Genomic DNA, 22,785 nt, shown 5'->3' on the forward strand with positions numbered 1-22,785 from the left:
GCACCACGGCAGTCACCGGACCGAATCACCTGACCACCAACTCTCACCGGCCGTCGCAGCCGACGAGCCGTCCCCTTTCCTTTCGCTTTTTCCGTCACGAAGTCCCGAAGTGGGTAGACCCATGTCTGAAACGGCCGCAAAGGCTCCCGGCAGCACCCTCGGTGCCGCCGATCCCAACCGCTGGAAAGCGCTCGTCTTCATCGCGCTGGCCCAGCTGATGGTCGTGCTCGACGCGACCATCGTGAACATCGCACTGCCCTCCGCCCAGCAGGACCTGGGCATCTCCGACGGCAACCGGCAGTGGGTCGTCACGGCCTACGCCCTCGCCTTCGGTGGTCTGCTGCTGTTCGGCGGCCGTATCGCCGACCTCTGGGGCCGCAAGCGGGCGTTCGTCATAGGTCTGGCCGGCTTCGCCGCCGCGTCCGCGCTGGGTGGCGCGGCCACCAACGAGGCCATGATGTTCGGCGCCCGCGCCCTCCAGGGTGTCTTCGGTGCCCTGCTCGCCCCGGCCGCGCTGTCGCTGCTCGCCGTGATGTTCACGGACGCCAAGGAGCGTGCGAAGGCGTTCGGCATCTACGGTGCGATCGCCGGTGGTGGCGGTGCCGTGGGTCTGATCCTCGGTGGTTTCCTCACCGAGTACCTGGACTGGCGCTGGACGTTCTTCGTGAACATCCCGTTCGCCATCCTCGCCGCGGCCGGTGCCTGGTTCGTCATCCGTGAGCCCAAGGGCGCCCGCAACCGCTCCGCGCTCGACATCCCGGGCGTGATCCTGTCCACCCTCGGTCTGGTCGCGCTGGTCTACGGCTTCACCCGCGCCGAGTCCAACGGCTGGGGCGACTCCCTGACGGTCGGCATGTTCGTCGCCTCCGGTGTGCTGCTGGCCGCCTTCGTCCTGGTCGAGGCCAAGGTCAAGGCCCCGCTGCTGCCGCTGCGCGTGGTCACCGAACGCAACCGCGGCGGTGTGTACCTCTCGCTCGGCCTCGCGATCATCGCCATGTTCGGCCTGTTCCTCTTCCTGACCTACTACCTGCAGATCGTGAAGGGCTACTCGCCGGTCAAGACCGGCTTCGCCTTCCTGCCGATGATCGCGGGCATGATCACGGGTTCCACCCAGATCGGCACCCGACTGATGACCCGGGTCGCGCCGCGGCTGCTGATGGGCCCCGGCTTCCTGGTCGCCGCCCTCGGCATGCTGCTGCTGACCCAGCTGGAGATCGGCTCCTCGTACGCCGCGCTCCTGCTGCCGGCGATGCTGCTGCTCGGCCTCGGCATGGGTACCGCGTTCATGCCGGCGATGTCGCTGGCCACGCAGGGCGTCAAGCCGCAGGACGCCGGTGTCGCCTCCGCGATGGTGAACACCTCGCAGCAGGTGGGCGGCGCGATCGGTACGGCGCTGCTGAACACGATCGCCGCCTCGGCGACCACGGCGTACGTCGCCGACCACATCGCCGGTGCCACCAGCCGGTCCCAGCAGCAGCTGGTCCAGCTGGAGGCCATGGTGCAGGGCTACACCAGCGCCATCTGGTTCGCCGTCGGCATCCTGGTCGCGGCCGCGGTCATCGCCCTGACCTTCGTCAACGCCGGCCGCCCGGGCGGCACGACGGTGGCGTCCTCCGAAGAGGGCGCCCAGGACGAGGTGCCGGTGCCGGTCGTCGCGCACTGACGCCGCACCGAGGCCGGCGCTGACCGTCGGCCCACCCCTTCGGGCCAGGCGTACGTACGGGGATGGGGACGCTCCGTACGTACGACCCCCAGGACCTGCCCCGGCTCGCTGAATGAGCGGTTCAGCGCAGCCAGGGCAGGTCCGCACCCGCTTCGCTGGGCTGCAGGCCCTCGGCGACGATCCGCATGATCTCGCCGAGGGCCTTCTGCTGTTCCGGCGTCAGCCGGTCGAACATCGCCTGCCGCACGGCCTCCACATGGCCCGGCGCGGTCTGCTGCAGCACCTCGAGGCCCGCGTCGGTCAGCACCGCGAACTGGCCCCGCTTGTCGTCGGGGCAGTCCTCGCGCCGGACCCAGCCGTTCTTCTCGAGCCGGGCGATGGCGTGCGAGAGACGCGAGCGGGTGATCTTCGCGTACATCGCCAGCTCGGTCATCCGCAGCCGGCGGTGCGCGGACTCGGCGAGCTTGACCAGCAGCCCGTAGTAGATGTGCGGCATGCCCGCGTCCCGCTGGAGCTGACGGTCCAGGTGGTCCTCGAGCAGGGTGGTCGCATCCAGGTAGGTGCGCCAGACGCGCTGCTGCTCGTCGGTGAGCCAGCGCGGTTCCGACGCGGACGCGGACGCGGGGTCGGGCGAGGGCGGCGCGGAGGTCGATGCCGTATTCATGTACTCCACTGTACGAGAGCTCTCCTTGAAATTTTAACTACCGCGGCGTACCGTCTTTTGGGCAGAGAAGCTTTAGATTTGAAGCAAGTGGCTTCAGGTCGCCGGAGGGAGTCGCCGCCATGTCCGCCGCCCCGCAGGAGCGCATGCCCGCCCTCTACCTCAGTCACGGCGCCCCGCCGCTCGCGGACGATCCGCTCTGGCCCGCCGAGCTCGCCGCCTGGTCCGCCGACCTGCCGCGCCCGAAGGCGATCCTCATGGTCTCCGCCCACTGGGAGGAGGCCCCGCTCGCCATCGGCGCCACCGGGCCCGTTCCTCTTGTCTACGACTTCTGGGGCTTCCCCGAGCACTACTACCAGGTCAAGTACGCGGCCCCCGGTGCTCCCGAACTCGCCGAGTCCGTACGCAAGCTGCTGCGCGCCCCCGGCATCCCCGTGCAGGACATCCCGGACCGCGGCCTCGATCACGGTGCCTACGTCCCGCTCGTCGAGATGTACCCCGCGGCCGACATCCCCGTCCTGCAGATCTCCATGCCGACCCTCGACCCGGTGCGGCTCATGGAGATCGGCCGCAAGCTGGCGCCGCTGCGCGACGAGGGCGTGCTGATCGTCGGCTCCGGCTTCTTCACCCACAACCTGGCCGCCCTGCGGCAGGGCGGAATACCCGCGTGGTCGGTGGAGTTCGACGACTGGGGCCGCCGGGCGCTGGAGAACCGCGACTGGGACGCGCTGCTGGACTTCCTGCACAAGGCTCCGGCCGGCCGCTACGCCCATCCGCGCACCGAGCACTTCGCCCCGCTGTTCGTGACGATGGGCGCGGCGGACGCGGCCGGTGAGCCGGCGGCGACGCAGAAGTCGGTGATCGACGGGTTCTGGATGGGTCTGGCGAAGCGCTCGGTGCAGTTCGGCTGAGGGTCCGGCCTTCCGGCCCCGCTCACAGCTCCTTCTCGTACCAGGCGACGTCCCAGTAGCGGCCGAACTTGCGGCCCACCTCGCGGTACGTGCCGACGTACCGGAAGCCGAACCGCTCGTGCAACCGGGTGGATGCCTCGTTCGGCTGGGCGATACCGGCGTAGGCGCGGTGCACGTCCTCGCCGTCCAGGGCCTCGAAGAGGGCCTTGTAGAGGAGGGTGCCGACGCCTCGCCCGCCGGCGTCCGGCGCCAGGTAGACGGTCACCTCGACGGAGGTCTCGTAGGCGGGCTTCGGCCGGAAGTCGCTGGATGTGGCGTAGCCGAGAATCCGCTGTGAGTCGGCCCCGGGAGCCGCCTGGGTGGCAACCATCAACCGGTGCGGGCCGTCTTCAGGGTGGGAGAGCAGCCAAGGGCGGCGCTCTTCCGGCGTGAAGACCGCGGTATCGAATGTGATGGGCGTCTCACGTACATAGTGGTTGTAGATGTCGGTGAGGGCGTCGAGGTCACGCTCGACTCCCGGTCTGACCTGCACCTCTGTACGTGCCGACGGCATCGGGCCTCCTCGTGTGGCCGGACAGGGTACTGCAAGATCAGAAAAATCTAGGGGTGGGTTGGGAATTCTGTCCTGATTCCAGTCGTTGTTTCCATCGGATGCAGGGCACTCGAGAAGAGTCCCAAGCGTTTACGAATCACCCGCCCGCCCACATCGCAAGGGAGCACGCATGGCAACCCGTGCCGTCGCCCGTCGTCAGTCCGCCACCGGCGAGACCGTCGACAAGGCACGCAGTCTTCGCGCCCATGGCGGCGAGATCGCGGACCGCGACCTGGTCGGCATGTACCTCGACGAGATCGCGCGCACGCCGCTTCTCGACGCAGCCAAAGAGGTCGAGCTGTCACAGATCATCGAGGCGGGTGTGTTCGCAAGGCAGGTCCTCGACGGATTCGAGGAGGCCAGGGCGGACGCCACCCGTGAGGAGTTGGAGGCCCTGGTCGCCGACGCGGAGCGGGCCAAGGACATCTTCATCCGCTCCAACCTCCGCCTGGTCGTCGCGGTGGCCCGCCGCTATCCGCGCAGCGGCCTGCCCCTCCTCGACCTGGTCCAGGAGGGCAATGCCGGCCTGGTGCGCGCGGTGGAGAAGTTCGACTACCGCAAGGGCTTCAAGTTCTCCACGTACGCCACCTGGTGGATCCGCCAGGCGATCACCCGCTCCATAGCCGACCAGTCCCGCACCATCCGCCTCCCCGTCCACCTGGTGGAGGAGCTGGGCCGCATCCGCCGAGTGCAGCGCGAGTTCAACCGCGAGCACGGCCGCGACCCGGAGCCCGCGGAGATCGCCGCCGAGCTCGGTTCGAACCCGGACCGCGTGGTCGACGTCCTGGACTGGGCCCGCGACCCGGTCTCCCTGAACATGTCGGTGGACGACGAGGGCGAGACCCAGTTCGGCGACCTGCTGGAGGACACCTCCGCGGTCTCCCCGGAGCAGTCGGTCCTCACCCTGCTGCGCAGCGAGGAGCTGGACGACCTGATCGGCCGCCTCGACCAGCGCACGGCGTCCATCATCAAGATGCGGTACGGCATCGAGGACGGCCGCGAGCGCACCCTGACCGAGGTCGGCAAGGAACACGGCCTCACCCGCGAGCGCATCCGGCAGATCGAGAAGCACGCCCTGCTGGAGCTGAAGAAGCTGGCGCGCAGCACCGGTTTCGACGCCGCCGCGTAACGTCACGACCACAGGGCGTACAAAGGGTGCGGCCGCGTACGCCGGGTGGCGAAAGACCGCGCAAACATGGCGCGTAACGCCGCTTTCAACCGACAGGACCCCGGGAACAAGACCTCCAGGCAAGGGAGTTCAGCCTCCGAGGACACTGACCCGCAACGCACCGGGTCCCACCGACCAAGTCCCGACGCACTCCCCCCGGCGCCGGGACTTTCCCCGAGCCGGGCTTCGGCGCCCAACCCCCCTGGGTGCCGGGGCCCGGCTCTTTCCCGCGCCGGGGCAGGCCTGGAAGGGCGGGCCACCCCGTACCTGAACCACGGGGTGGCCCACCCGAATGGCAGATTGTGTCACATGGGCATAGCCTGCCGAATGTGAGCAGTCCCACCCCCGCTTCCTCCCCGTCCCTCACCGAGCGACGCAAGGCGGCAACCCGTATGGAGATCGCCCGCGCCGCGGCCGGGCTCTTCGTGAAACGCGGCCTGAAGTCCACCCGGGCCGAGGACATCGCCCAGGCCGCCGGCATCGCCCCGCGCACCTTCTACCGCTACTTCGCCACCAAGGAAGAGGCGGTGGCCCCCCTCTACGCGGCGGGCGCCGACCGCTGGTCGCAAGCAGTCCGCACGGCCCCACCCGGCCTCCCCCTGCCCCAGGCCCTGGAACACGCGGCCCGCCACACCCTCACCCCCGGCACCACAGTCTCAACAGCCTCCTGGGACTGGGTCCGCACCCTGGTCCGCCTGGCCAACTCGAGCCCCGCACTGAGAAAGGTGTGGGCGGAGGTCTGCCACGAGTCGGAGACGACGCTGGCGGAGGTGCTGGCCGCGAGGGCGGCGGGCCCCGGCAACGACGACAACGTTGCCGAACCCCAACCCCCTTCCCCCTCCCTCCACTTCGCAGCCGCGGTGGCCGCCGCCTCCGTACGAGTAGCCGTAGAAACCTGGGCAGCGGGCGACGCACCACCAGAGGGCCCGCAGGGCCCTGCGGCCCTGGCGATGCGCAACCTGGAGTCACTGAGGGACTTCCCCTGGGACGACGTACAGCCACAGAGCTGAGGTGAGTCGGCGCGGCCCCGACCCACCCCACACCCGCAGGCGCTACCCGAACGCCCACTCACCCGAGCGGGCCGCCGCAGGCATCCCCGTCCCCACCGCCGGAGGCGGCGGTGCCCGCCCGACTCAACCGTCCCCCCAACTCCCGTACGGCAGCCACGAGTTCCCCGGGCGCCTCCACCACGAACTCACACCCCACCATCGCCAACCGCACCCCCATCCACTCAACGGGATCCCCCGTCGTCCCCCGCAACCGGCACCGCTCCGCCCCCAGCGCCTCGGGCACCCCCAGCCACCCCGGCAACCGAGCGCTCACCACCTCGGCGGACGCGGCGAACGTGACCTCGAACTCGTACGTCCCCTGCCGCCGCCACATCGACTGCCGCAGATACTCCGCCGCACTGCCCGTGGGCAACTCCCGCGGAGCGAACCGCGCCCCCGTGGCGAAGGGCTCGCTCACCCGGTCGACCCGGAACGTCCGCCAGTCCCCCCGGTCGAGGTCGTACGCGACGAGGTACCAGCGCCGCCCCGTCGACACCAGCCGATACGGCTCGACCAGCCGCCGCGACCCCGCCCCGTCCTTCGCCCGGTACGCGAAGCGCAACCGCTCCTGCCCCGCCACACTCGCCGCCATCACGGTCAGCGTCTCGGGCGCGATACTCGCCCCGTCCCCACTGGTCAGCGGGGTGGTCGCGGCCTGCAGCGTGGACACCCGGTGCCGCAGCCGCGACGGCAGCACCTGCTCCAGCTTCGCCAGCGCCCGCACGGACGCCTCCTCCACCCCCTCCACCGCGTGCCCGGCCCCCGCCCGCAGCCCGACCGCGATCGCCACGGCCTCCTCGTCGTCGAGGACGAGCGGAGGCATCGCCTTGCCGGCGACGAGGCGGTAGCCCCCGTCGGCGCCCATGGTCGCCTGTACGGGATATCCCAGCTCGCGCAGCCGGTCGATGTCCCGCCGCACCGTACGCCGGGACACGCCGAGCCGGTCGGCGAGCTCGCCGCCGGGCCATTCGCGGGGCGTCTGCAGCAGGGAGAGAAGAGTCAGGAGCCGAGCCGGAGTATCCGTCGTCATGTATTCGAGGATCCCCCATAAGTAGGACACGCTCTGGCCTAATGCGGTCCTATCTTCGATGCATGACCTCCTCCGAAACGTCACCCACCCCTCAGCCCGTCCCAGGCGATCGCCGCCGATGGTTCGCCCTGGCGATCGTGATGACCGCGGCCTTCATGGACCTCGTCGACGTCACGATCGTCAACATCGCCATCCCGTCGATCCAGCGGGACGCCGGTGCGACCTTCAGCCAGATCCAGTGGATCACCGCCGGCTACGCGCTCGCCTTCGCCGCGGGCCTGATCACGGGTGGCCGTCTCGGCGACATCCACGGCCGCAAGCGGCTGTTCCTCATCGGCATCGGGGGCTTCACGATCGCCTCGGCGCTGTGCGGCTTCGCGGCGAACCCGGAGATGCTGGTCGCCTCCCGCATCCTGCAGGGCGCGATGGCGGCGCTGATGGTCCCGCAGGTCCTGTCGATCGTGCACGCCACGTTCCCGGCGCACGAACGCGGCAAGGTCTTCGGCCTGTTCGGAGCGGTCGTCGGACTCGGCGCGGTCACCGGCCCGCTGCTCGGCGCCCTGCTGACGGAGTGGAACCTGTTCGGCCTCGAATGGCGCCCGATCTTCCTCATCAACCTCCCGGTCGGCATCGCGGGCCTGATCCTCGGCAGCCGCTACATCACCGAGTCCAAGGCGCCGAAGGCCCTGAAGCTGGACCTGGTCGGCGTCGCCCTGGTCACGCTCGGCCTGCTGATGCTGCTGTACCCGCTGACCCGCGGCCGTGAGCTGGGCTGGCCGCTGTGGGGGTACGTGTCGATGGCGGGCTCGCTCGTCGTCCTGGCGGTGCTGGTGGCGTACGAGAGGCGGAAGGCCGGCCGCGACGGCTCCCCGCTCGTCGAACTGACGCTGTTCAAGGTGAAGAGCTTCGCGGCGGGCATCGCGGTGCAGACCGTGTTCGGTGTGGCGCTCGGCATCTTCTTCCTGGTCTGGACGATGTACATGCAGTTCGGGCTGGGCTGGAGCCCGCTGAAGGCGGGCCTGACCGGGATCCCCTTCTCGATCGCGGTCTCGGTGGCGGCCGGTATGTCCGTGCAGGCGCTGGTGCCGCGCTTCGGCCGCAAGGTGCTGCAGGCGGGCGCGCTGGTGATGGCGCTCGGCGTCCTGCTCTACATCTGGGAGTCCGACCACTACGGCCTGTCCATCGCGCCCTGGCAGATGGCTCTGCCTCTGGTCGTCATGGGCGTGGGCATGGGCCTGATCGTGGCCCCGCTGACGGACGCGATCCTGTCGGAGGTGCCGCGTGAGCATTCCGGTTCGGCGTCGGGCCTGATCAACACCGTGCAGCAGATGGGCAACGCGCTCGGCCTCGGCCTGGTGTCCGTCGTCTTCTTCGGCGTCATCGACGACCGGCTGTCCGAGACGGCGCAGGACCCGGCGGTGGGCGCGGCGTTCGCGGACGGCTTCCAGCACGCGCTGGGCTGGGTGGCCGCGGTGATGGCCGTCATCTTCCTGCTGATGTTCGCGCTGCCGAAGCGGCCCGCCCAGCATGTCGAGGGAGCGCAGGAGCCGTCGCCGGCAGCGGAGAAGGACCCTGTGCTGGTGCCCTGAGAGCGGGGTCGGCGAGGGGAGCCTCGGAGCAGTTCCTGAGAGCGGGGGAGGGCCCGGCACTTCGGTGCCGGGCCCTTCGGCATTCCCGTTCATGCCCGATTGGGCCCGAACCTGTTTACTTTCCGGAAATCCAGGCGTAGCCTCCCGCTGAAACCACAAGTTCGGGCACAGTTCGGAGGCGAACGGACATGTACGCACCGGAGCGGCAGCAGGAGATCCTCCGCCTCGCCCGTGACGGCGGCCGAGTCGACGTCCTGTCGCTGGCCGAGGAGTTCCAGGTCACGGCGGAGACGATCCGCCGTGATCTGAAGGCCCTCGACCGCGCGGGGCTCGTGCGCCGAGTGCACGGTGGCGCGATCCCGGCCGGGCGCCTGGACTTCGAGCCGGATCTCGCCGAGCGCGAGTCGACGGCGGCCGACGAGAAGGACCGGGTCGCCAAGGCGGCCGTCGCCGAACTGCCGACCGAGGGCACGATGATCCTCGACGCCGGTACGACGGTGGCCCGCCTGGCCGCCGCGCTGCCGCTGGAGGCGTCCCTCACCGTCGTCACGCACAGCCTGCCGATCGCGGCCCGCCTGGCGGACCACCCCGGCATCCAGCTCCACCTGGTCGGCGGGCGGGTACGGCACCGTACGCGCGCCGCCGTGGACGCCTGGGCGCTGCGCGCGTACGGCGAGATCCGCGCCGACGTCCTGTTCGTCGCGGCCAACGGCTTCTCCGCCGAGCACGGTCTGACCACCCCGGACCTCGCCGAGGCCGCGGTGAAGCGGGCCGCGGTGGCCGCGGCCCGCCGCGTGGTGCTGCTCGCCGACTCCTCCAAGCACGGCCAGGAGCACTTCGCCCGCTTCGGTGACCTGAGCGACGTGGACCTGCTGATCACCGACAGCGGGCTGAGCCCCGAAGACGCCACCGCGATCGAGCGCGGCGGCACGGAAGTAGTGCGCGCATGATCCTCACCGTCACCCCGAACCCGTCCCTGGACCGCACCTACGAGGTGCCGTCCCTCGACCGCGGCGAGGTCATACGCGCCACCGGCGAGCGCATGGACCCGGGCGGCAAGGGCGTGAACGTCTCGCGCGCCGTGACGGCCGCCGGGCAGCGCACGGTCGCCGTCCTGCCCCTGGGAGGCGCGCCCGGCGCGCTCGTCGCCGACCTGCTCGACGCACAGGGCATCGAGGTCGCACCGGTGCCGGTCGCCGGCGCCACCCGGTCCAACATCGCGCTCGCGGAGTCGGACGGCGTGCTCACGAAGATCAACGCACCTGGGCCCCAGCTGTCGGCCGCCGAGCAGGAGCTCCTGCTGGAGACGGTCCGCGAGCAGTCGCCCGACGCCGACTGGATCGCCTGCTGCGGCAGCCTGCCCCGAGGACTCGCCCCGTCCTGGTACGCCGATGTCGTCGCCCGGGCGCACGCGGGCGGCGCGCGGATCGCGCTGGACACCTCCGGACGTGCCCTCCTCGAAGCGCTGCGCGCCCGGCCCGACGTGGTGAAGCCGAACGCCGAGGAGCTCTCGGAAGCCGTCGGGCGCCCTCTGACCACCGTGGGCGACGCGCTGAAGGCCGCCGAGGAGCTGCGCGAGATGGGCGCCGGCGCCGTACTGGCGAGCCTGGGCGCCGACGGGCAACTGCTCGTGGACGGTTCGGGTGCCTGGTTCGGCAGCGCGCGCGTGGACGTCGTACGCAGCAATGTCGGCGCCGGTGACTCCTCCCTCGCCGGCTTTCTGATCGCCGGGGGAGCCGGGCCCGAGGCGCTGGCCTCCGCTGTCGCGCACGGTGCGGCTGCCGTACAGCTGCCCGGCAGCGTGATGCCCTCGCCGGCCGATCTGGACCCGTCCGCGGTGACGGTCACGGCCGAGGTGCCGCTGGACCGCGTACTGAAGGAGCCGGTGTCATGACGAATGTCGTGGTTGTCACAGTTCTTGCTGATCTGGTCCATGACCGGCGAAGCTCGGCGTTACTCACGGCCGCCGACGGACGGCAGGGCAACCCGAGCCGCTCCGCCGCCCGGGGGAAGCGGGTTCTCCCCGACCTCGCCTCCCCTGTCTCCGCCTCCCCCCACCGCCTTCATGCCGCCCCCCACGGCACCCCCGTCCCCTTCACCGCCCACCAGACTTCCCGGGCGATACGCGTGCGAAGGAGCCCGCGATGAGCGACATGATCACCGCGGACCTGGTCGATCTCGACCTGTCCGCCGACACCAAGGAAGCGGCGGCGCGCGCCCTCGCCGAGCGCATGGTGGCCCTGGGCCGGGTGACCGACCTGGAGGGCTTCCTCGCCGACGTGGCCGCCCGCGAGGCACAGATGCCGACCGGCCTCGACGGCGGCATCGGCATCCCGCACTGCCGCAGCGAGCACGTCACCGAGCCCACGCTCGCCTTCGGGCGCAGCGCCGCCGGCATCGACTTCGGCGCCACCGACGGCCCTGCCGACCTGATCTTCCTGATCGCGGCTCCGGCGGGCGCGGACGACGCCCACCTGACGATCCTGTCGTCGCTGGCCCGGCAATTGATGAACCCCGAGTTCACGGACGCGCTGCGGTCGGCGGGGGATGCGACGTCGGCGGCGGCGCTGATTCGGGGGGACGAGCCCGAGGCGGAAAGGGCGGCCGGCACGGCCGATTCCGAAGGCTCCGGCGCCTCCGAAGGTTCCCAGGACTCCGTGGCGTCGTCGGTGGCGGCCTCCGCCGACGACGCCACGGGCACCACCCCCTCCGCCGCGGGTGCCTCTCCCGAAGCCCCCGCCGAGGCCCCCGGCGACCGCCCGTTCCGCATCGTCGCCGTCACCTCCTGCCCGACCGGCATCGCCCACACCTACATGGCGGCCGAGTCGCTGGAGAACGCGGGCCGCGAGGCCGGCGTCGAGCTGGTCGTCGAGACGCAGGGCTCGGCCGGCTTCACCCGGCTCGACCCGGCCGTGATCGCGGCGGCGGACGGCGTGATCTTCGCGCACGACGTGGCCGTACGGGAGAAGGACCGGTTCGCCGGGAAGCCGACCGTCGACGTCGGCGTGAAGGCGGGCATCAACCGCCCCGCCGCACTCATCTCCGAGGTCCGCGTCAAGGCGGAGCGCGGCGAGGTCACCGCCGCCGCCCGGCCCGGCGGCGGCACCCCGGTCGAGCGCGCGGGCGAGCCCGGCGAGGGCTACGGCACCAAGCTGCGCAAGTGGCTGATGTCCGGCGTGAGCTACATGGTCCCGTTCGTCGCGGCCGGCGGTCTTTTGATCGCCCTCGGCTTCGCGATCGGCGGCTACCAGATCAACGAGGCCAAGTCGGTCACCGAGCACTTCGACTGGGGGCAGGTCGACAGCTGGGGCGCGCTGCTGTTCCAGATCGGCGCAGCGGCCTTCGGCTTCCTCGTCCCGGTCCTCGCCGGATACATCGCGTACGGCATGGCGGACCGCCCCGGCCTCGTGCCCGGCTTCGTCGGCGGTGCCATCTCCGTCACGATCGGCGCGGGCTTCCTCGGCGGTCTGGTCGCCGGTCTCATCGCGGGTGGGGTCGTCCTCGGCATCCAGCGCATCGACATCCCACCGGTGCTGCGCGGCATCATGCCGGTGGTGGTGATCCCGCTGGTCTCCTCGGCGGTCGTCGGCTTCCTGATGTTCGTGGTGATCGGCAAGCCGATCTCCGAGGCGCAGAAGGGTCTGACCGACTGGCTGAACAGCCTCTCCGGCACCAACGCCATCCTGCTCGGCGTCCTGCTCGGCCTGATGATGTGCTTCGACCTCGGCGGCCCGGTCAACAAGGTGGCCTACACCTTCGCGACGGCCGGCATCTCGGTCGCGGCACCGAGCGACTCCGCGATGAAGATCATGGCCGCCGTGATGGCCGCCGGCATGGTCCCGCCGCTCGGTATGGCCCTCGCCACCACGATCCGCAGGAAGCTGTTCACCACGGCCGAGCGCGAGAACGGCAAGGCCGCCTGGGTCCTGGGCGCCTCCTTCATCTCCGAGGGCGCGATCCCGTTCGCCGCGGCCGATCCGCTGCGCGTCATCCCCGCCTCCATGGCGGGCGGCGCGGTCACCGGCGCGCTCACCATGAGCTTCGGCTCGACCCTGCGCGCCCCGCACGGCGGCATCTGGGTCACCTTCCTGATCGGCAAGCCGTTCCTCTACCTGCTGGCCATCGCGGCAGGTACGGCGGTCACGGCGGGCCTGGTCATCGTCCTGAAGGGCATGCGCAAGACGGCCCCCGAGGGCACCGCAGCCGCCGAGCCCCCGTCGGCCGCGACCACGGCGGCGAAGCAGCCGGTGGCGGCCTGAGCCCTCCGCAGGGCAGGCCTCCGGCTTGTCCCTTTGGGGCGCTGTGAGTTGTTCACGGCACCTGCGAGATACGTCACGGTCCGGGCCCGATGGCCCGGACCGTGTTGTCTACTGGAGCGTATGCCTGAGAACGTCTCGATCATCCAGCTGCTGGGCCCGGTCGTCCTCGCCCTGGCGGCCGTGCTGTGGGTGATGGGGCTGGCCCGCCTCCTGCGCCGCACCCGCCCCGAGACCACCCCCTGGGCACTTTCCGGCCTCCCGCCCCAACGGCAGACCGCCCCCGCCCTGGAAGCCGTGGAACTGACCCCGGCAGAACGGGACGCGTTCGCCGGCCTGGTACGCCAACTCGACGACAGCCGCTGACGGGCTGCGCCGCTTGCACGTGTGCGCCGCTTGGCCTGGCCCGGCGGCTCCGTCGGCGCTCAGCCCGGGCACCCGCGGCACTTGGCCCGATGGTTTGCGGCGCCTAGTGCTAGCCGAGCCTGCGGCACCTGGGCCCACCGCCTCCGGCACGCGCTGACCCAACCTTCGGTACTGGGCTCGATGGCATCGAGGCCTCGCTGCCTCTGTCACCTGCACCCCGCCGCCTGCAATCGCCGCGCCCGCGACACCTACGGAGCTCGTCGCGCATCTACGCCCGCCGCGCGTGCGGCATTGGGGCACGCCGCCAGCGGGACCCTTGCTCGGCGCCTCCGGAACGCGCGCCCGCCATACGTGCGGTGCTCAGACGACCCGTCTCGTGCGGCGCCCCCGCCCGCGACCAGCGGAACCTGTGCCCACCGCCTCCGGCACGCACGCTGCCGCCCACGGCACCTGAGCCGCTCCCACGGCCCCCGCACCACCCCTACGGCACCTGCGCAGCCCGTCGTTCCATCGCGTCGCGTGCCGCGTCCTCGCTGGTGTACACCTCGCACATGTGCCGGCCGTCGGGCGTGGCCGTGTGCTCGACCTCCCAGAGGGAGATCTCCTTGCCGTCGCGGAGCAGGAAGGCGTGCTCGTAGAGGGAGAAGCAGAGCCCGGGGCGGCCCGCACGGCCCGGGCGGCCGAAGGCCTGGGTGATCTGGTGGGCGAACGCCGTGGTCAGCAGGGCGGCCGTGGCCGCGTCCGGCCGGTCCGGGTTCTCCGCGCGGCGCAGTAACCGGCGCGCGTGGTCCGCCGAGTCGTCCGGCACATAGGCGTGCCGGGCCGCGGGGATCGGCGACAGCTGCACCGTCACCGGCAGTTCGAAGTCCGGCGCGTCCGGCGGCAGCGGCAGCCGCCCGGTCGCGGCGCGCAGCTCCTCCTCGTCGACATACACCTCGTGCTGCGGGGCCCGGCCCCGCGCGGTGTTGTGGACGAGCTCCCAGAGCGTGAGCGCCGACCCGTCGGCGAGCAGCCAGGTATGCCGGTACGTCTCCCGATGCAGCCCCGCGCTGTGGTGTGCGGAGTGCAGCGAGCTGTCGTGAGCCAGCGCACAGTCGAGTCGCCGTATCGTCTCGTCGGGCAGCTCGAACGAGTTCAGGGCACGGCCGAGGAGTCGCGCGAGGTGCTCCTCCGGAGACTCCGGCGACTCGGGTGGTTCGTACGCTGCCGTCTCGTACGGAACGCTCAAGGTTTCTCCCGGCGTTGCTGCATGTCACCTTGTGGGTGCATACCGTAGCCCCTCGGTCGGACATCATGTCCGGGAACCGAGAAAACGTACGTCCGGTAAAACGCGCGGGCCGCGCGAGAAGTTCCCGCGCGGCCCGACGAACTGTCAATATTCCCTGCTCGGACGGTACTTCAGTGGGTCACACGGCGCTGCCCGCGACCCACTGGTTCCACGACATGTTCCAGCCGTTGAGCCCGTTGTCCGGCGTCACGGTCTTGTCGGGGGAGTTCTTGACGATCACCACGTCACCGAGGATCGAGCTGTCGTAGAACCACTTGGCGGGGGTGTCCCCCTGCCCGCCCTTCATGTCCTGCAGACCCACGCAGCCGTGGCTGGTGCCCTGGCGGCCGAAGGGCGGGTTGCCCTGGTTGTACCAGTAGTTGCCGTGCAGGAAGGTCCCCGACTGCGTCAGCCGCATCGCGTTCGGAACGTCCTTGATGTCGTACGCGTTGGCGAGATCGACCGTGCGGCTGTCCATGCGGACCTTCTTGTACTTCTCGGAGATCACCATCTGCCCGTTGTAGGTGGAGAACTCCGAGCTGCCCGCCGAGATCGGCACCGACTTGACCGTCTTGCCGTCACGCACGACCGTCATCGTCTGCGTGTTGACGTCGACCGTGGAGACCTGCGAGCGCCCGACGGTGAAGGTGACCGTCTTCTTCTGCACCCCGTGGACACCGTTCGCGCCCTCGACCCCGTCCAGGTCGATCTTCATCGTGACCTTGGAGCCGGCCTTCCAGTACTCCTCGGGCCGGAAGTCGAGCCGCTGCTCGTTGAACCAGTGCCCGACCACCTTCTGGCCGCTGCTGGAGGTGACGGTGATGTGCAACTGGACGTCCTTCTTGTTGCTGATCGCCTTGTCGAAGTTGAACGACACCGGCATGCCGACGCCGACCGTGGTGCCGTCGTCGGGCGTGTACGTCCCGATGAAGCTGTTGGCCTTGGACACCGTCGTGAAGGTCGAGTCGGCCGCGGCGTTGCGTCCGTCGGCGTCCTTCGCGGTGGCCGAAATCTGGTATTTCGTCCCCCGCTCCAGCTGCTCCTTCGGCTTCCAGCTGACCCCGTCGGCGGCCAGGGAGCCCGGCACGGCCTGGTCGGTCCCGGCCACCGTCATCTTCACCTCGGTCAGCTTGCCGTCGCTGACCTTCACACCGGTCGAGTTGATCGACGCCCCCGTCGAGCCGTCCTTCGCCGAGATCGCGATCTGCGCTGCGGAAGTCTTGGACGAGCCATTGCCGCCCTTTCCGTCCTCGTGATCGGCGTTGGCGCTCCCACCGCAGGCGGTGAGCGTCAGAGCGCCGATCATCAGGGCGGCACAGGCCCCCACTGCGCGCCGCGCTGCTATGTCCGGCGTTGTCACGAGTTACTCCATCTTCATGCGATCTGCGGGATCCGTTCCGTTCCACGGTGGAAGAGGCCACCGCCACGGGGCCGGGTTCCCAACGTGCGCCGTGAACGCCATCACGTGACACAACCGGGACAATCGCCCGCGGCGCCCGCACGGGAGGCCCCCGTCACCGCTCCCCGTTATTGCTCCTCGTCACCCTTCCCCGTACAACTCCCCGTACGACGGCCACAATCCACCCGGCCCGTCCACCGACACAGCCGCCCGCACGGCCCGCACGATCGCGCGCGTCAACGCGTCCGCGCCCGCCGCGAGGAGTTCGTTCAGCGCGAGGGGCTGCCCGGCGTCGAGTGGGCGGTCCCCGGTGGCCAGCGCGAACACGGTGTCCCCGTCGTTGAGCAGATGCACCGGCCGTACGGCCCGCGCGATGCCGTCGTGCGCCGTGCCGGCCAGCTTCTGCGCCTGCGCCTTCGTCAGGTCCGCGTCGGTGGCGACGACGGCGAGCGTGGTGTTGAGCGGGGGCGGGGCGTTCTTCGCCGCGATCTCGGCGAGGCTCCGGCGCGCGGCCTCGTGGACGCTCTCCTCCGGGTAGGCCACGCGCCCCTGGAACAACTCCCCGTACAGAACCCCGGTTTCGGGATCCACGGCCGACCCCGCCGCGTTGGCCACCACCAGCGCGGCCACCGTGATCCCCGAGTCGAGGACGACGCTCGCGGTGCCGATGCCGCCCTTCACCGGCCCGACCGTCGCCCCCGTGCCGGCGCCCACGCATCCCTCCCGTACCGGATCGCCCGGGTCGCTCGCCGCGGCCGCCTCGACCGCCGCCCGGCCGGTCGCCGCGTCCGGCCTCGCCCGGAAGTCGCCGCCCCGGCCGAGATCGAAGACACATGCGGCGGGCACCACCGGCACGACATGAGCCGGATCCACCCCGACCCGCACTCCGCGTCGCTGTTCCTCCAACCAGGCCATCACCCCGGACGCCGCGTCCAGCCCGTACGCGCTGCCCCCGGTCAGCACGATCGCCTCGACCTTCTGCACGAGGTTGCGCGGATCGAGGGCGTCCGTCTCCTTGGTGCCGGGACCGCCGCCGCGTACGTCCACGGCGGCGACGGCCCCGCCCTCGGGCGCCAGGACGACCGTGGTGCCGGTCAGCCAACCGTCGCCGGTGCGCGTGGCATGGCCCACCCGGAGCCCGGCGACATCTGTCAGTGCGTCAACTGTCATGGGCCCAGTCTCGTGCAGCCACCGGTGCGGTCCCGCGAGATCCGGCCGGACGGGGCCGCTGGGGGGGGCCGGCGCCCGACCGGCCCCATGTGTCAGGTGAGCGGTGTCTCCGCCGTCGTCCCGCGGCCTCGGGCCGACCTGGTGGCCGTCAGGGTCTCCCCGGTCACCACCGCCAGCGCCGTGACGATGCCGGCCACGAGCACCGCCCAATCGCCCAGGAACGTGCAGCAGATCACCAGCAGCGCCGTGGTCGGCAGTACCAGTTGTTGGGCGATGCCCACCTTGAAGTAACGCGAGTGGAGCAGCCAGACCGTCAGGAGGTAGAGCGCCGTCGGCAGGGTCACCGCGGCCGACGCGGCCAGCGTCGAGATGTGCGCCTTGCCCACGGTCTGCTCCACCGCCACCTCCAGCCCCGCGCCGATCGCGGCCGCCGACGCGAACACCACGTAGTGGCCGTAGCCCCACAGGAACGCCTGTCTGTTGGAGCGCAGATGGCCGTGGATCGGCACCACGAAGTAGATCCACCAGGCGGCGAAGATGATCAGCAGCCCGCCCGCGGCGATCGGCAGCACATCGCCCAGCGCGTCGTTCTCGTCGATGCCGGTCTTCACCGCCACGGTGGCCGCCGCGATGGTCTCGCCGAGCACGATGATCGTGAACAGCCCGTACCGCTCGGCGATGTGATGCGGGTGCCAGGACGTGGGGTGGTCCCGCTCCGCGAACGGAGGCACGCACATCTCCAGGATCGCCATCGTCAGGAACAGCCAGGGTCTGCCGCCCTCGGGCAGGAGCACCAGTCCCACCCAGCCGATCTGGCACAGCAGTACGCCGCCGGCGTACCGCAGGGCCATGGTCCGCTCCGGGCCCTCACTCGATCTGGCCACCCGCAGCCACTGCCCGACGAGGGCCAGCCGCATGATCACATAGCCCAGCAGCACCGCGAGGTACTCGTGGTCCTCGAACGCCCGGGAGATTCCGGCCGCCAGGACCAGCACACCGGCGATCTGGATCAGGGTGACGACCCGGTAGAGGATGTCGTCGTTGTCGTAGGCGGAGGCGAACCAGGTGAAGTTCATCCAGGCCCACCAGATGGCGAAGAAGATCATCGCGTAGTCGAGGATCCCCTGGCCCGCGTGGCTCTCGGCGACCGCGTGCACCAACTGGATGCCCGCCTGGGCGATGGCCACGGCGAAGCACAGGTCGAAGAAGAGCTCCAGCGGAGTGGCGACCCGGTGTTCCTCGCCCCGGCCACGGGCGGTGAGCCTGCGCAGCGGGCGGCGGTGTCCGGGTGGGCGGGGGGAGCCCGACGCGGGAGTGGAACTGGACGTCATGGGGACAAGCACAGCAGATGGAGCGGGGAATTTCTCCTGTAAGGGATCACCCGTGTGCGAGGGCGCGGGTCATCGCCGCGCGGGCCGTACCCTGGACGCATGAGCACCGCCCCCGCCGCCTCCGAACCGCGCGAGCCGAAGCCCGCGCTGGTCTTCGACGACCCGCTGGACCAGCCGTCCTCGGACGACACGGACCGTGGGTGGGGCGAGCGGCCCGGTACCGGCGGCGACAGCGCGGCCGACCTGAAGCGCTTCCTCGACGAGAAGCCGCCCCACCACATCTGAGCTCCTACTGCTGGTTGTGCCCCGAGCCGCGCTGGGCGACCAGCTCGTCGCGGATCTCCTTGAGCACCTCCAGCTCGGTCACCTCGATGATCTCCTGCGTGCCCTCCTTCGCCTTGCGGCGGGCCTCCACGCGGGCCAGGTACTTCGCCATGGGCAGGACCATCAGGAAGTAGACGACGGCAGCGGTGATCACGAAGCTGAGGGCCGCGCCGAGGACGGTCCCCCACAGGATCTGGATGCCCTGCTCGCCCTCGCATGTCGAGCTCAGGCACGAGCTGTAGTGATCGAGGTTCTTGGTGCCGATCGCTCCGACCAGCGGGTTGATGATCCCCTTCACCACCGCGTTGACGATGTTGGTGAACGCGGCGCCGATGACCACCGCGACCGCCAGATCGACGACGTTGCCGCGCATCAGGAAGGCCTTGAAGCCGTCCCAGAGGCCCGGATCCTTCTTCTCGCTCACCGCGGAGTCTCTCCTCGCATACGCAGGTTGTGGAACGAACAGCTCCGCAACCTACGTCAGGGCTACGCCATCCTGTCCAATCAGGCCACTTGAACGAGGGACTTGACAGGGCGGTCAGTGCCATGTGCACGACATGCACGATCCGGCTCAGCACAGCGTCACCGCCAGCCGTGCCGTAGCGCTCGCGCCCGCGAGGCGTGCCGCGGTGGAGCGCGGTACCGACAGCACGACCAGCGCACCGCTCTCGGCGGCGGCGTCCAGCGGCTCGGGCACCTCCGGCACCCTCGATACCCGTGCCCCGCGCGCGACCACCTGAGCCTCCCCGCCCGTCGCGCTCGCCTCCGCTGCGATCACATCGACCCGGTCACCGGGTCGCAGCAGCCGCACGGTCGCTCCGTCGGCGATCCGTACCGGCGCGGACACCCTCTCGACGGCCCGGTGCTGGCGACCGGGGTCCGCCACCCGATGCCCGCGTGCCCGGTCGGCCTCCTGCGGACCCGCCGCCACGAGTGCGGCCGCGGTGACGGCGAGCCCCGCCGCCACGGCCCGCCTGCGGTGACGCAGGAGTCGGCGCAGCCGATACCCCCCGCCGCGCACGCGTAAGGGGGCGAAGTGCGGTACCTCGCATGTGGCCGGAGCGTCCGCGCCCAGGGGGAGCGGAGCGAGAAGGGAGGAAGCGAAAGGAGAAGGGGAGGGCGACGGGGGAGAGGAAGGGAGGGAGGACGGGGACGACCACGGAGCAACGGACATGAGGACCACCACCTGCGACGACGGAACGGCTTGCAGGCCACGATGAGGCATCGCGCCGCCGCCCGTCGGAGCCCGTGGACTACCGGCCGGTTGTGGAGAACTCCCTCACCCGAACGAAAGGTTCCGCCGCCCTCTCCAGGGCCCTACGGCAGCTCGAACCCCGGATCCATCCCGCCCAGCGCCTTGGTGCACAGGCAGTCCCGCGCCTCGTTCGCCGGCAGCGCGGCCACCGCGTCGAACAGCACGCCCCGCAGCCGGTCCACGTTCGCCGCGAACACCTGCAGCACCTCGTCGTGCGAGACGCCCTCGCCGGTCTCGGCACCCGCGTCCAGGTCGGTGACCAGCGTCAACGAGGTGTAGCAGAGCTCCAGTTCACGGGCGAGAGCCGCCTCGGGGTGGCCGGTCATCCCCACCACCGACCAGCCCTGGGCCTGGTGCCACAGCGATTCGGCACGGGTCGAGAAGCGGGGGCCCTCGACCACGACCAGAGTGCCGCCGTCCACCGGCTCCCAGTCCCGCCCCCGCGCCGCCTTCAGGGCGGCCGCGCGACCGGTGGGGCAGTAGGGGTCGGCCAGGGAGACGTGTACGACGTTCGGCACGGCGCCGTCGGGCAGCGGCAGTCCGTCGAAGTACGTCCCCACCCGGGACTTCGTACGGTCGACCAGCTGGTCCGGCACCAGCAGCGTGCCCGGTCCGTACTCGGGCCGCAGCCCGCCCACCGCGCACGGGCCGAGCACCTGGCGCGCGCCGAGCGAGCGCAGCGCCCACAGGTTGGCCCGGTAGTTGATCCGGTGCGGCGGCAGATGGTGGCCGCGTCCGTGCCGGGGCAGGAAGGCGACCCGCCGACCGGCGATCTCGCCCAGGAAGAGGGAGTCGCTGGGCGGCCCGTACGGGGTGTCCACCTGTATCTCGGTCACGTCGTCGAGGAACGAGTAGAAGCCGGAGCCGCCGATCACGCCGAGTTCCACGTTCGCCTTGTTCGCCATGCCCGCACCCTAACCGCACCCGGAAATGCCGAGGACCCCGTCGCCGGATGACGACAGGGTCCCGTAAGGAACGACTCCTACGCGGCGGAGCTGCTGGAGGAGGTGCCGGCGCTCGACGGCTTCGAGTCCGAGGAGGACGAAGACGACGAGGAGGAGGACGAGGACGAGTCGGACGAGGAGGTCGTCGACGACTTCGACGACGCCGGCGAGCTGCTCGACGAGGAGCCGCGGCTGTCGTTCCGGTAGAAGCCGGAGCCCTTGAAGACGATGCCGACCGCGGAGAACACCTTCTTGAGGCGGCCCTGGCAGTTGGGGCACTCGGTCAGGGCGTCGTCGGTGAACTTCTGCACCGCTTCGAGACCCTCGCCGCACTCGGTGCACTGGTACTGATAGGTGGGCACTGTCTTCCTCCTGGCACTCTCACTCGATGAGTGCTAACGACGGTCCATAGTGACGTATTCCAGCCGCTCAGTCCACTGCCACCGGCACGCGGTGACCCACGCCACGTGCGACCGTCCGGCTGCCGGACCGTGTCTCCAGCCGCGAGCGCAGCGCCACCAGGGTCGCGAGGGCGAGGAGCGTGCCGCCCATCGGCACCAGGAACCCGGCGCCGCCCCAGAAGCGGTCCTCCAGCTGACCTGCGACGGTGACGGCGGCGGCCTGGCCGAGCGCGACCGCACCCGTGAGCCAGGTGAAGGCCTCGGTGCGGGCGCCGGCCGGGACCAGGCTCTCGACCAGCGTGTAGCCGGTGATCAGCGCGGGCGCGATGCACATGCCGACGAGCAGACCGAGGCCGGCCAGGACGAGCACCGAGTGTGCGGCCCACAGGCCGGACGCGGTCAGCGCGAGGGCGGCGTATCCGACGAGGAGGCGGCGCTGCGGGGCCACCTTCCACGCGATGGCTCCGCAGGCGATGCCGGAGAGCATGTTGCCCGCGGCGAAGGTGCCGTACAGGACGCCGTTCAGGCCGGGCTCGCCGATCGACTCGGAGAAGGCGGCCAGCGAGACCTGCATGCCGCCGAAGACGGAGCCGATGCCGAGGAAGGTCACGATCAGTACGCGCACGCCGGGGATGCGCAGCGCGGAAGCGTGCTCCACGCGCGTGTGCCCGACGCTGGCGACCGAGGGCTGCGTGCTCTTCTGCGCGGCGAACAGCAGACCGCCGAGCAGCGTGAGCGAGGCCTCCGTGATCAGGCCCGCGGCCGGGTCGACGGCGGTGCACAGGGCGGTGGCCAGCAGCGGGCCGACGACGAAGGTCAGCTCGTCGGTGACCGACTCGAAGGCGGCGGCCGTCGTCATCAGCGGGGAGCCCTGGAGCTTCACGCCCCAGCGGGCCCGCACCATGGGCCCGACCTGCGGCACCGAGGCGCCGGTGGGCACGGCGGCGACGAACAGGGCCCACAGGGGCGCGTCGGTCAGGGCGAGCGTCGTCAGGGTCAGACCGGACAGGGTGTGCAGCAGGACGCCGGGGACCAGGACGGCGCGCTGGCCGTAGCGGTCGGCGAGGCGGCCGCTGTAGGGCGCGAACAGCGCCATGGAGACACCGGTGACGGCGGCGACGGCGCCCGCCGCACCGTAGGAACCCGTGGTGTGCTGCACGAGCAGCACGATGGAGATGGTCAGCATCGCGAAGGGCTGGCGTGCCGCGAAGCCGGGGAGCAGGAACGTCCAGGCGCCGCGGGTGCGCAGCAGCTGTCCGTATCCCGGGCGGGAGGAGGCCGGCGCGTCCTTCGACGGCTCGGTGGTGACCGTGGATGCCACGGCCCGTGCCTTTCTGCCGCCTGGTAGCGCGGCCCCTACGGGTCGGGGGCGGCGCCGAGAGCTGTCCTCTTGCGCGGAACTGCGGTAG

At 70.9% G+C, this 22,785-nt stretch carries 22 protein-coding genes; 10 read left to right on the forward strand and 12 right to left on the reverse strand.

Annotated features, from left to right (window positions below):
- Positions 1 to 121: 121 nt before the first annotated feature.
- Complete coding sequence (locus ACWGDB_RS09390; RefSeq protein ID WP_453821878.1) at positions 122 to 1,663, forward strand: MFS transporter; 1,542 nt, start codon at positions 122 to 124, stop codon at positions 1,661 to 1,663.
- A gap of 121 nt (positions 1,664 to 1,784) precedes the next feature.
- Here ACWGDB_RS09390 and ACWGDB_RS09395 read toward each other — a convergent pair whose 3' ends face one another.
- Positions 1,785 to 2,327 carry a MarR family winged helix-turn-helix transcriptional regulator gene (locus ACWGDB_RS09395; protein ID WP_453821879.1) on the reverse strand — a complete coding sequence of 181 codons (543 nt, stop codon included), beginning with the start codon at positions 2,325 to 2,327 and terminating at the stop codon, positions 1,785 to 1,787.
- 119 nt (positions 2,328 to 2,446) lie between these two features.
- Here ACWGDB_RS09395 and ACWGDB_RS09400 point away from each other — a divergent pair, with 119 nt between their 5' ends.
- A complete protein-coding gene (locus tag ACWGDB_RS09400; protein ID WP_453821880.1) occupies positions 2,447 to 3,235 on the forward strand; it encodes a dioxygenase family protein in 789 nt (262 codons plus the stop codon).
- Positions 3,236 to 3,257: 22 nt separating this feature from the next.
- Here ACWGDB_RS09400 and ACWGDB_RS09405 read toward each other — a convergent pair whose 3' ends face one another.
- The gene (locus tag ACWGDB_RS09405) at positions 3,258 to 3,788 is read right to left on the reverse strand and encodes an N-acetyltransferase family protein (protein WP_453821881.1); all 531 of its coding nucleotides are present in this window, start codon (positions 3,786 to 3,788) and stop codon (positions 3,258 to 3,260) included.
- 169 nt (positions 3,789 to 3,957) lie between these two features.
- On the opposite strand from ACWGDB_RS09405, the gene ACWGDB_RS09410 reads away from it, so the two are divergent.
- Both ACWGDB_RS09410 and ACWGDB_RS09415 read left to right on the forward strand, forming a co-directional pair.
- Positions 3,958 to 4,956 (forward strand): sigma-70 family RNA polymerase sigma factor, encoded by a 999-nt coding sequence (locus ACWGDB_RS09410; protein WP_453821882.1) that lies wholly within the window; start codon positions 3,958 to 3,960, stop codon positions 4,954 to 4,956.
- A 431-nt stretch (positions 4,957 to 5,387) separates the two neighbouring features.
- Entirely contained in the window at positions 5,388 to 6,005 is a 618-nt protein-coding gene (locus ACWGDB_RS09415) for a TetR/AcrR family transcriptional regulator (protein ID WP_453821956.1), read from the forward strand.
- Between the two features lie 58 nt (positions 6,006 to 6,063).
- On the opposite strand, the gene ACWGDB_RS09420 is transcribed toward ACWGDB_RS09415, so the two are convergent.
- Positions 6,064 to 7,074, reverse strand: a complete 1,011-nt coding sequence (locus tag ACWGDB_RS09420) for a helix-turn-helix transcriptional regulator (RefSeq protein WP_453821883.1) — start codon at positions 7,072 to 7,074, stop codon at positions 6,064 to 6,066.
- 62 nt (positions 7,075 to 7,136) lie between these two features.
- Here ACWGDB_RS09420 and ACWGDB_RS09425 point away from each other — a divergent pair, with 62 nt between their 5' ends.
- The 5 genes from ACWGDB_RS09425 to ACWGDB_RS09445 all read left to right on the forward strand — a co-directional run bounded on the left by ACWGDB_RS09425 (position 7,137) and on the right by ACWGDB_RS09445 (position 13,285).
- Positions 7,137 to 8,663, forward strand: coding sequence for an MFS transporter (locus tag ACWGDB_RS09425; RefSeq protein WP_453821884.1), 1,527 nt, complete (start codon positions 7,137 to 7,139; stop codon positions 8,661 to 8,663).
- Positions 8,664 to 8,851: 188 nt separating this feature from the next.
- Positions 8,852 to 9,613: a DeoR/GlpR family DNA-binding transcription regulator gene (locus ACWGDB_RS09430; protein ID WP_328427065.1), complete on the forward strand. Its 762-nt coding sequence runs from the start codon at positions 8,852 to 8,854 to the stop codon at positions 9,611 to 9,613.
- Positions 9,610 to 10,557, forward strand: coding sequence for a 1-phosphofructokinase (gene pfkB, locus ACWGDB_RS09435; protein ID WP_453821885.1), 948 nt, complete (start codon positions 9,610 to 9,612; stop codon positions 10,555 to 10,557). The genes ACWGDB_RS09430 and pfkB overlap by 4 nt, the downstream gene beginning before the upstream one ends.
- Before the next feature lie 250 nt (positions 10,558 to 10,807).
- Positions 10,808 to 12,922 (forward strand): PTS fructose transporter subunit IIABC, encoded by a 2,115-nt coding sequence (locus tag ACWGDB_RS09440; RefSeq protein ID WP_453821886.1) that lies wholly within the window; start codon positions 10,808 to 10,810, stop codon positions 12,920 to 12,922.
- Positions 12,923 to 13,042: 120 nt separating this feature from the next.
- Entirely contained in the window at positions 13,043 to 13,285 is a 243-nt protein-coding gene (locus tag ACWGDB_RS09445; RefSeq protein WP_383626643.1) for a hypothetical protein, read from the forward strand.
- Positions 13,286 to 13,766: 481 nt separating this feature from the next.
- Here ACWGDB_RS09445 and ACWGDB_RS09450 read toward each other — a convergent pair whose 3' ends face one another.
- The 4 genes from ACWGDB_RS09450 to ACWGDB_RS09465 all read right to left on the reverse strand — a co-directional run bounded on the left by ACWGDB_RS09450 (position 13,767) and on the right by ACWGDB_RS09465 (position 18,452).
- Positions 13,767 to 14,513, reverse strand: coding sequence for a DUF6227 family protein (locus ACWGDB_RS09450; RefSeq protein WP_453821887.1), 747 nt, complete (start codon positions 14,511 to 14,513; stop codon positions 13,767 to 13,769).
- A 178-nt stretch (positions 14,514 to 14,691) separates the two neighbouring features.
- Entirely contained in the window at positions 14,692 to 15,912 is a 1,221-nt protein-coding gene (locus ACWGDB_RS09455) for a L,D-transpeptidase (protein WP_453821888.1), read from the reverse strand.
- A gap of 180 nt (positions 15,913 to 16,092) precedes the next feature.
- Positions 16,093 to 17,121, reverse strand: a complete 1,029-nt coding sequence (locus ACWGDB_RS09460; RefSeq protein WP_453821889.1) for a P1 family peptidase — start codon at positions 17,119 to 17,121, stop codon at positions 16,093 to 16,095.
- A gap of 92 nt (positions 17,122 to 17,213) precedes the next feature.
- Complete coding sequence (locus ACWGDB_RS09465) at positions 17,214 to 18,452, reverse strand: low temperature requirement protein A (RefSeq protein ID WP_453821890.1); 1,239 nt, start codon at positions 18,450 to 18,452, stop codon at positions 17,214 to 17,216.
- A gap of 99 nt (positions 18,453 to 18,551) precedes the next feature.
- Here ACWGDB_RS09465 and ACWGDB_RS09470 point away from each other — a divergent pair, with 99 nt between their 5' ends.
- The gene (locus ACWGDB_RS09470; RefSeq protein WP_453821891.1) at positions 18,552 to 18,737 is read left to right on the forward strand and encodes a hypothetical protein; all 186 of its coding nucleotides are present in this window, start codon (positions 18,552 to 18,554) and stop codon (positions 18,735 to 18,737) included.
- A 4-nt stretch (positions 18,738 to 18,741) separates the two neighbouring features.
- Here the strand turns inward: ACWGDB_RS09470 and mscL are convergent, their stop codons facing one another.
- From mscL to ACWGDB_RS09495, 5 genes are all read right to left on the reverse strand, one after another.
- A complete protein-coding gene (gene mscL / locus ACWGDB_RS09475) occupies positions 18,742 to 19,200 on the reverse strand; it encodes a large conductance mechanosensitive channel protein MscL (protein ID WP_453821892.1) in 459 nt (152 codons plus the stop codon).
- 147 nt (positions 19,201 to 19,347) lie between these two features.
- Positions 19,348 to 19,950, reverse strand: coding sequence for a hypothetical protein (locus ACWGDB_RS09480; RefSeq protein ID WP_453821894.1), 603 nt, complete (start codon positions 19,948 to 19,950; stop codon positions 19,348 to 19,350).
- A 143-nt stretch (positions 19,951 to 20,093) separates the two neighbouring features.
- A complete protein-coding gene (locus tag ACWGDB_RS09485) occupies positions 20,094 to 20,936 on the reverse strand; it encodes an S-methyl-5'-thioadenosine phosphorylase (protein WP_453821895.1) in 843 nt (280 codons plus the stop codon).
- 77 nt (positions 20,937 to 21,013) lie between these two features.
- Positions 21,014 to 21,337: an FmdB family zinc ribbon protein gene (locus ACWGDB_RS09490; protein ID WP_453821896.1), complete on the reverse strand. Its 324-nt coding sequence runs from the start codon at positions 21,335 to 21,337 to the stop codon at positions 21,014 to 21,016.
- 67 nt (positions 21,338 to 21,404) lie between these two features.
- Positions 21,405 to 22,697: an MFS transporter gene (locus ACWGDB_RS09495; RefSeq protein ID WP_453821897.1), complete on the reverse strand. Its 1,293-nt coding sequence runs from the start codon at positions 22,695 to 22,697 to the stop codon at positions 21,405 to 21,407.
- Between the last annotated feature and the right edge of the window lie 88 nt (positions 22,698 to 22,785).

This window comes from Streptomyces sp. NPDC055013 (assembly GCF_053608645.1).